Source organism: Actinophytocola sp., assembly GCF_036402745.1.
Lineage (GTDB): Bacteria > Actinomycetota > Actinomycetes > Mycobacteriales > Pseudonocardiaceae > Actinophytocola.
The window spans coordinates 23643-31058 of the sequence record NZ_DASWSJ010000031.1; the positions used below are offsets into that span (position 1 = coordinate 23643).

The window sequence follows — 7416 nt, forward strand, 5'->3', positions numbered from 1 at the left end:
CGACAGGAAGTCACCGCACGAGCAGCTCGCGCATCGGCGGCCGGTCGGCGACCTCGACACCCGCGGTGTCCGGCAGCCACTCGCCCGCCACCTGGACGAACTGGGTGAGCTCGCCGGCCTCGGCCGGCAGCATGCCGCAGCGGGCGAGCGCCGTGCCGAGGATCTGCCGGGCCATCAGCCCGAGCGCGGCCAGCGGCTGGTTGCGATGCCGCCGCACCCCCAGGTTGACCTGCGCGATCCCCGGCAGCCCGACGATCGCGTGCGCGTCGAGCAGCAGGCCGATCTCCACGCCGTAGCCCGACGCGAACGGCACCGCCTCCAGCAGCGCGCGGGTGCCTGCGTACTCGCCGGACAGCGGCTGGATGATGCCCGACAGCTCCGGGCGCAGGGCCGAGAGCAGCGGGCGGGCCATCAGCTCGGTGACCCGGCCGCCCCCGGAACTCGTCTGAGAGTCCTCACTGGACAGTGGACGCCGGTAGAAACCCTTGACCAGCGCGACATCCGGCTCCAGCAGCAGCGGGCCGAGCAGCGTCGGCACGAACATGGGGTCCGGGTCGATGAGGTCCGAGTCGACGAACGCCAGCAGGTCGCCGGTGGTCGCGGCGAGCGAGCGCCACAGCACCTCGCCCTTGCCTGGCAACGGTTCCAGCTCGGTGAGCACCTCGGTGCGGTGCACGACCCGCGCGCCGGCCGCGGCGGCCACCTCGACCGTGCGGTCCGTCGAGCCGGAGTCGACCACGACCAGCTCGTCCACGAGCGTCCCGAGGAGCGGCCGGACCGAGGCGACCACGTCGCCGACCGTCGCCTCCTCGTTCAACGCGGGCAACACGACGCTGACCGTGCGGGAACCCTTGGCCCGCACCAGATCCTCAACCGTCCACTCGACACTCTGCCAGGTTCGCTCGGCGAACCACGTGCGCGCGGCCGGGTCCATCAGGCCAACGCTCGCAGGCAGCGCGCCGGCTGCCGGGTCCCGGTGATACTCGCCACCATCTCGACCACCTTCCTGGTTCGGCCAACCTCGTGCGCGCGGAACACCTTGGCGCCGGCATGGGCCGCCACCGAGGTCGCCGCAAGAGTTCCGTCCACTCGATCTTCCAGACCCACACCAAGGGTCTCCCCGACGAAGTCCTTGTTGGACAAGGCCATCAGCACCGGCCAGCCGGTGCCCACCAGCTCGTCGAGCCGGCGCAGCAGGGCCAGCCCGTGCCAGGTGTTCTTGCCGAAGTCGTGCGTCGGGTCGATCAGCACGCCTTCCGCGGGAACGCCGAGCGACACCAGCCGCTCCGCGCGGGCCACCAGCTCGGCGGTGACCTCGGCGACGACGTCCAGGTAGCGCACCCGGTGGGGATCGGTGCGCGGCGCCGCGCCGCCGGTGTGCGAGCACACCATGCCGACGCCGAACTCGGCGGCGACCTCGGCGAGCCCGGGATCGGCGCCGGCCCAGGTGTCGTTGAGCAGGTCGGCGCCGGCCACGCAGGCGGCCCGGCCGACCTGGTGGCGCCAGGTGTCCACGCTGATCACGAGGTCGGGATGGCGTTCCCGGACCTGTTCGACCAGCGGCACCACCCGGCGCAGCTCCTCGTCGACGTCGACGTGCTCACCGTGCGCGCCGGCCCGGACCCCGCCGATGTCGACGATGTCCGCGCCTTCGGCGACGAGCCGGTCGACCGCGGTCAGCGCGGCCTGCTCGGCATAGGTGGCACCGCGGTCGTAGAAGGAGTCCCTGGTGCGGTTGACGATCCCCATCACCAGGGCACGGTCCTGCGCCACCGCCCGGTCGCCGAAACGAAGAGTTCCCACGGATTCGATGGTGCCACGGCGTCAGGCCGAAACACCCCCGCGATACATCGAGGTCACAATTGGTGACACCGGGGAAACTTCTAGTGGATCTCGACCCAGGCCTGGTATGCCTCCTCGACGACCCGGATGGCGTCGTCGACGTCGTCGGTGAGGTGCAGCAGCGCCAGGTCCTTCTCGCCGATCTTGCCCTCCTTGTAGACCGTGTCGTGCACCCAGTCGTACAGACCGCCCCAATAGGACCGTCCAAACAGGACGACCGGGAACTTGGTGACCTTCTTGGTCTGCACGAGGGTGAGCGCCTCGAAGAGCTCGTCGAGGGTGCCGAAGCCGCCGGGCAGGCAGATGAACGCCTGGGCGTACTTGACGAACATGGTCTTGCGGGCGAAGAAGTAGCGGAAGTTGACGCCGAGGTCGACCCACGGGTTGAGGCCCTGCTCGAACGGCAGCTCGATGCCCAGGCCGATGGACAGCCCGCCGGCCTCGGAGCAGCCGCGGTTGACCGCCTCCATCGAGCCGGGGCCGCCGCCGGTGATCGCCGCGTAGCCGGCCCGGGCCAGCGCCGCGCCGATGTCCATGCCGAGCTGGTACTGATCGTCGTCCCGCTTGGTACGCGCCGAGCCGAACACGGTGACCGCGCGCGGGACCTCGGCCAGCGCGCCGAACCCCTCGACGAACTCCGCCTGGATGCGCAGCACCCGCCACGGGTCGGTGTGCACCCAGTCCGCCGGGCCGCGGGAGTCGAGCAACCGCTGGTCGGTGGTGGTCGCCTCGTCCTTTCGGGACCGGCGCAGCACCACTGGACCGCGCTGCTTCTCGGTGGGGTGCTCCTCGTCCTCGGCGGGGTCCATCGGTTGCTGGATCGTCACAGTCGGGAGTCTAGAGGCGCGGAACCCGGCCCGTTGCGGCCCCGTCGAAGCGGGCATGTCCGATACGGAGGAGTTGCGGGCGCGGGTCGACGCGCTCGAGGCCAGGCTCACGTGGCTCACGTGGCTCACGCCCGCCGCTGGCCTCGCCGCGGTGCTGCTCGTGGTCACCGTGCTGCCCTGGACCCGGTCGACGTCCGGTGAGCCGCGTGCCCACACGCTGTGGCAGGCGGCGGCCGAGGACGGCGGCGCGCTCGCCGTCCTGCTGCTCGTCCTCGCGCTCGTGGCCGTGTCGGTCGCCGTGTTCGGGCGGCGGGAGCACTCGCGGGTGGCGCACGTCTACGTGCTCTGCCTCGGGATCGTCGTCGCGGGCGCGCTGCTCAAGGCGGACTACGGGCCGCTGCCGGGCGCGCTGGAGGCGGCCGAGGGAAAGTGGATCGGGCTCGCGGGTGTGCTCGGGCTCGGCACGCTGCACCTGTGGCGTGCGGTCGTGCCGGTGCCCGAAGCAAACCGTTGAGGCGTGAGCGATGACCGAACCCGCTGACGTGCGGGAATCGCCGCGGGCGTTGCGCCGGCGGATGGGTGAGCTCGAGGTCGAGCGGATCAGGACCGTGGGCGAGCTGCTCGTCGCCACCATCGGGCTCTTCCTCACCGAGTCGCCGGGCCGGGTCGGGCACCTCGTGCTCGTGTGGGTGTCGCTGCTGACCGCGTTGGCGGCGCTCCTCGTCGGGGTCGTGCCGCCGGAGGGCTACGGGAGCGGGCCGGGGCGGTGGCTGGCGCTGCTCGGCGCGCTCATGCTCGCCGCGGTGCACGGGGCGCGGGTGGAGGCGCTCAGGCGCTGAGGAAGCGGCCGAGCACCTCGGCGCAGCGGGTGATCTGCGCGATCGGCACGTGCTCCTGCTGGGTGTGGGCCAGCGTGGGGTCGCCGGGGCCGAAGTTGACCGCCGGCATGCCGAGGGCGGCGAAGCGGGCCACGTCGGTCCAGCCGAGCTTGGCCACCGGGTCGCCGCCGGCCGCCTCGACCAGCTCGGCGGCCGCCGGCGCGGCCAGTCCCGGCAGGGCGCCGGCGGCCACGTCGGTCACGGTCAGCTCGTAGCCGGCGAACACGTCGCGCAGGTGGGCCTCCGCGTCGGCCGGGGAGCGGTCCGGGGCGAAGCGGTGGTTCACGGTGAGCACGGCCTCGTCCGGCACGACGTTGCCGCTGACCCCGCCGGCGACCCGCACCGCTTGCAGGCCCTCGCGGTAGGTGCAGCCGTCGAGCTCCACGGTCCGCGCCTCGTACTTCTCCAGCCGGCGCAGCGCGTCGCCGAGCGCGTGGATCGCGTTGACGCCCATCCAGGCCCGCGCGGTGTGCGCCCGCGCGCCGGTCGTGCGCAGCTCCACCCGCATCGTGCCCTGGCAGCCCGCCTCGACGACCGCGTTCGACGGCTCGCACACGATGGCGAGGTCGCCGGCCAGCCAGTCCGGCAGCTCGCGCTCGACGCGGCCGAGCCCGTTGCGCGCGGCCTCGATCTCCTCGCAGTCGTAGAACACGAAGGTGAGGTCGTGCCTCGGCTCGGTGACGGTGGCGGCCACGTGCAGCATCACCGCGTCGCCACCCTTCATGTCGCACGTGCCGAGCCCGTGCAGGTGCTCCCCGGTGCGCCGGACGGGCAGGTTGTCGTTGACCGGCACGGTGTCCAGGTGCCCGGCGAGCACGACCCGGGACGGCCGGCCGAGGGTCGTGTGGGCCAGCACCGCGTTGCCGGACCGGACCACGGACAGGTGACCCGCCTGCTCACCCAGCGCCACTTCGACGGCGGTCGCGAGCTCCGCCTCCTCGCCGGAGACGCTGGGGATGTCGGCCAGCGCGGCGGTCAGGTCGACGGGATCGGCCGCGAGGTCCAGCTTCGGGGTCACGGTCGGCCACGCTACCCATGCAACCCGGGGGCCCGCACCCCGCGTGACTAGGTGCGTCCGGGCATCGCAACGGGAGGTTCGATGAATGATCGCGAGCAGGGGTTCACCGACTACTTCGCCAGCAAGTCGGGCGCCATGCGCGGCACCGCGTACCTGCTGTGCGGGGACTGGCACCGGGCCGAGGACCTGGTCCAGAACGCGTTCGTGAAGCTGTACCGCGCGTGGCACCGGATCGCCGCGCACGAGACGCTCGACGCCTACACCCGCCAGATCCTCGTCCGCACCTACCTGGACGAGAACCGCCGCGGCTTCTTCTACCGCGAGAAGCCCACCGCCGACCAGGCCGACCGGACCGCGCCGCCGGTCGGCAGCTCCGAGGACCGGCTGGTGCTGCTGCGCGCCCTCACGAAGGTCCCGCCCCGGCAGCGGGCCGTGCTGGTGCTGCGCTTCTGGGAGGACATGTCCGTCGAGGACACCGCGCGGGCCATGGGCTGCACCGCGGGAACCGTGAAGAGCCAGACCGCGCGCGGCCTCGACGCGCTGCGCGAGTACGTCGCCACCACGACCTTCATCAGCTAGGAGAGCCATGAACGAGCAGGACCTCCGGCAGGCGCTGCAGGCGACCATGACCACGGTCTCGCCGCCGCCACCGATGCGCGAGACGCCCGTGCTGGACGCCGCGCGGCGGGCGCAGCGCCGCCGGCGGGCCCGCCGGGCGGGTGCGGGCAGCGCAGCGGCGGTGGCCGTCATCGCGGTGGCCGCGGTGGTGCTCGTGACCAACTCGGACAGGAGCGGCACCGTCCAGCCCGGCGCTCACCCGCCCCAGGGCGCCGTCCCGACGGCCAACGCCTCGCCCGGCGGCGGCGCGACCAGCGACACCGAGACGTCGTGGCCGAACGGCCAGACCGACCGGACGGCGAGGTCGGGTCCCCGGTTCGACAAGGGCGAGACGCTGCTCGGCCGGCTGACCGAGGTGGTGCCCGCGGGGTTCGGCGCCCCCACCGACCTCAGCTACGACGACCCGGCCTACTCCGGCGGTCCGCTGCGGTTCAGCCAGTCGCAGTACGTCGACACGATCGGCGGGACCGAGGTGTGGGAGTACACCGCCACCATGCCGGTGACCAAGCAGAACGGCGTCGGCGTGGTCACGGCCGTCGTGACGGGGCCGAACAACGGCGCCACCGGTGAGGGGTGCGGCGTGTCCAGCACGTTCTGGGGGGAGCGGGGCACCTGCGCCGAGGTGCTGGTGGGTGGCAAGAAGGTCGGCGTGTTCTCCGCCGCCCCCGCCGACACCGGCGCAGGCGGGCCGGGGGCGCGGTACGAGCAGTGGGCCACCTACCGCTACCCCGACGGCACGCTGGTGCACGTCGCGCAGTCCCTGAGCTACGAGGGGTCCGGGCGGCCGGCGTTGGCGCAGCTGCCGCTGACCGCCGCGCGGCTGGCCCAGCTGGCCGCCGACGCGAGGTTCCACCTCGACTAACCTTTCGGGCGTGAGTAGTGCGGACGTGAACCCGGAGACCACCGGTGCCCAGGGCGTTGGCCTGGCCACCGTGACCGACGACGGCACCGTGCTCGACACCTGGTTCCCGCATCCGAAGCTCGACGACGGGCGGATCCCGGGCACGAAGCAGCTGTCGGAGCAGGAGGTGGTCGACGAGCTCGGCGCCGGGGTGTCCGCGCTGCTCGGCCCGGACGACGACCGGGCGGTCGAGGTCGTGGCGGTGCGCACCGGAATCCTGTCGCTGGCCTCGCCGCCGGCGGATGCCTACGACGCCTACCTGCGGCTGCACCTGCTGTCGACCCGGCTGGTGCGGCCGCACGGGCTCAACCTGGACGGGCTGTTCGGGGTGCTCGCCAACGTCGTGTGGACCAACCACGGGCCGTGCAAGGTCGAGGGCTTCCAGGCGACGCGGTTGCGGCTGCGGGCCCGCGGCGCGGTCACCGTGTACGGCGTGGACAAGTTCCCGCGGATGGTCGACTACGTGGTGCCGGCCGGCGTCCGGATCGGCGACGCGGACCGGGTGCGGCTGGGCGCGCACCTGGCCACCGGGACCACCGTGATGCACGAGGGCTTCGTCAACTTCAACGCGGGCACGCTGGGCGCGTCGATGGTCGAGGGCCGCATCTCCGCCGGCGTCGTGGTCGGCGACGGCTCCGACGTGGGCGGCGGCGCGTCGATCATGGGCACCCTGTCGGGCGGCGGCACGGAGACCATCGCGATCGGCACCGGCTGCCTCGTGGGCGCGAACGCGGGCGTAGGCATCTCCCTCGGCGACGACTGCGTCGTGGAGGCGGGCCTGTACGTCACCGCGGGCACGAAGGTCGCGCTGCCCGACGGCCGGCTCGTGAAGGCGCGCGAACTGTCCGGCCGGCCGGGGCTCCTGTTCCGCCGCAACTCGGCGACGGGGGCGGTCGAGGTGGTGGAGCGGACAGGCGCAGGCGTCGAGCTGAACGCCGCCCTCCACGCGAACGACTGAAACCGCGGCGAGAATTGTCGGTGCTGGGCCATATGGTCCAACCGTGTCTCAGCCGATCAGTCGAAACCAACTACCGCCAGGTCCTTGATCCGCGACCTGGCGGGGCCTCGCTATGGCGAGCCGCAGCACCTGACACCAGACGCCAGGCGTTTCGTGGGAGCCCTTGGTGTGACCGCGGAAAGGATCGATGCAGTCGGGATCTGGTGAGAGAGATGAGAACCAATGTGATCCACGTCGTGCTTGTCTACCGCCGCGAGACAGGGGAGCTCCTGTTGCAGGAGTCCTTTGCGGACGGCGACACGGCGATGCGCCGCCAGTTCGAGCTGGAGCGGGTGCCCGAGTACGCGGACACGGAGATCGTCGTCCTGAGTGCG

At 72.5% G+C, this 7416-nt stretch carries 9 protein-coding genes; 5 read left to right on the forward strand and 4 right to left on the reverse strand.

Going from position 1 to position 7416, the window contains the following annotated elements:
- Positions 1-10 precede the first annotated feature (10 nt).
- The 3 genes from VGD70_RS02665 to VGD70_RS02675 form a co-directional block, all read right to left on the reverse strand.
- Positions 11-934: a glucosyl-3-phosphoglycerate synthase gene (locus VGD70_RS02665; RefSeq protein ID WP_331077715.1), complete on the reverse strand. Its 924-nt coding sequence runs from the start codon at positions 932-934 to the stop codon at positions 11-13.
- On the reverse strand, positions 934-1803 hold the full coding sequence (gene folP / locus VGD70_RS02670; RefSeq protein ID WP_331077717.1) for a dihydropteroate synthase: 870 nt from the start codon (positions 1801-1803) through the stop codon (positions 934-936). Before folP ends, VGD70_RS02665 begins: the two co-directional genes overlap by 1 nt.
- A gap of 80 nt (positions 1804-1883) precedes the next feature.
- Positions 1884-2651, reverse strand: coding sequence for a TIGR00730 family Rossman fold protein (locus VGD70_RS02675; RefSeq protein WP_331077731.1), 768 nt, complete (start codon positions 2649-2651; stop codon positions 1884-1886).
- Positions 2652-2724: 73 nt separating this feature from the next.
- Between VGD70_RS02675 and VGD70_RS02680 the strand changes: the two genes are divergently transcribed.
- Both VGD70_RS02680 and VGD70_RS02685 read left to right on the forward strand, forming a co-directional pair.
- Positions 2725-3183, forward strand: a complete 459-nt coding sequence (locus VGD70_RS02680; protein WP_331077719.1) for a hypothetical protein — start codon at positions 2725-2727, stop codon at positions 3181-3183.
- A gap of 10 nt (positions 3184-3193) precedes the next feature.
- Positions 3194-3508 (forward strand): hypothetical protein, encoded by a 315-nt coding sequence (locus VGD70_RS02685; RefSeq protein ID WP_331077721.1) that lies wholly within the window; start codon positions 3194-3196, stop codon positions 3506-3508.
- Here VGD70_RS02685 and dapE read toward each other — a convergent pair.
- Positions 3498-4565 (reverse strand): succinyl-diaminopimelate desuccinylase, encoded by a 1068-nt coding sequence (dapE, locus tag VGD70_RS02690; RefSeq protein WP_331077723.1) that lies wholly within the window; start codon positions 4563-4565, stop codon positions 3498-3500. The two genes, VGD70_RS02685 and dapE, sit on opposite strands and share 11 nt — an antisense overlap.
- A gap of 81 nt (positions 4566-4646) precedes the next feature.
- Here dapE and VGD70_RS02695 point away from each other — a divergent pair, with 81 nt between their 5' ends.
- Genes VGD70_RS02695 through dapD form a run of 3 tightly spaced genes read left to right on the forward strand, consistent with a single transcriptional unit; the run spans position 4647 to position 7042 of the window.
- Positions 4647-5144 carry a SigE family RNA polymerase sigma factor gene (locus VGD70_RS02695; RefSeq protein WP_331077725.1) on the forward strand — a complete coding sequence of 166 codons (498 nt, stop codon included), beginning with the start codon at positions 4647-4649 and terminating at the stop codon, positions 5142-5144.
- A 7-nt stretch (positions 5145-5151) separates the two neighbouring features.
- Positions 5152-6045, forward strand: a complete 894-nt coding sequence (locus tag VGD70_RS02700) for a hypothetical protein (RefSeq protein ID WP_331077726.1) — start codon at positions 5152-5154, stop codon at positions 6043-6045.
- Positions 6046-6055: 10 nt separating this feature from the next.
- Positions 6056-7042 carry a 2,3,4,5-tetrahydropyridine-2,6-dicarboxylate N-succinyltransferase gene (dapD, locus tag VGD70_RS02705; RefSeq protein WP_331077728.1) on the forward strand — a complete coding sequence of 329 codons (987 nt, stop codon included), beginning with the start codon at positions 6056-6058 and terminating at the stop codon, positions 7040-7042.
- The last annotated feature ends 374 nt before the right edge of the window (positions 7043-7416 follow it).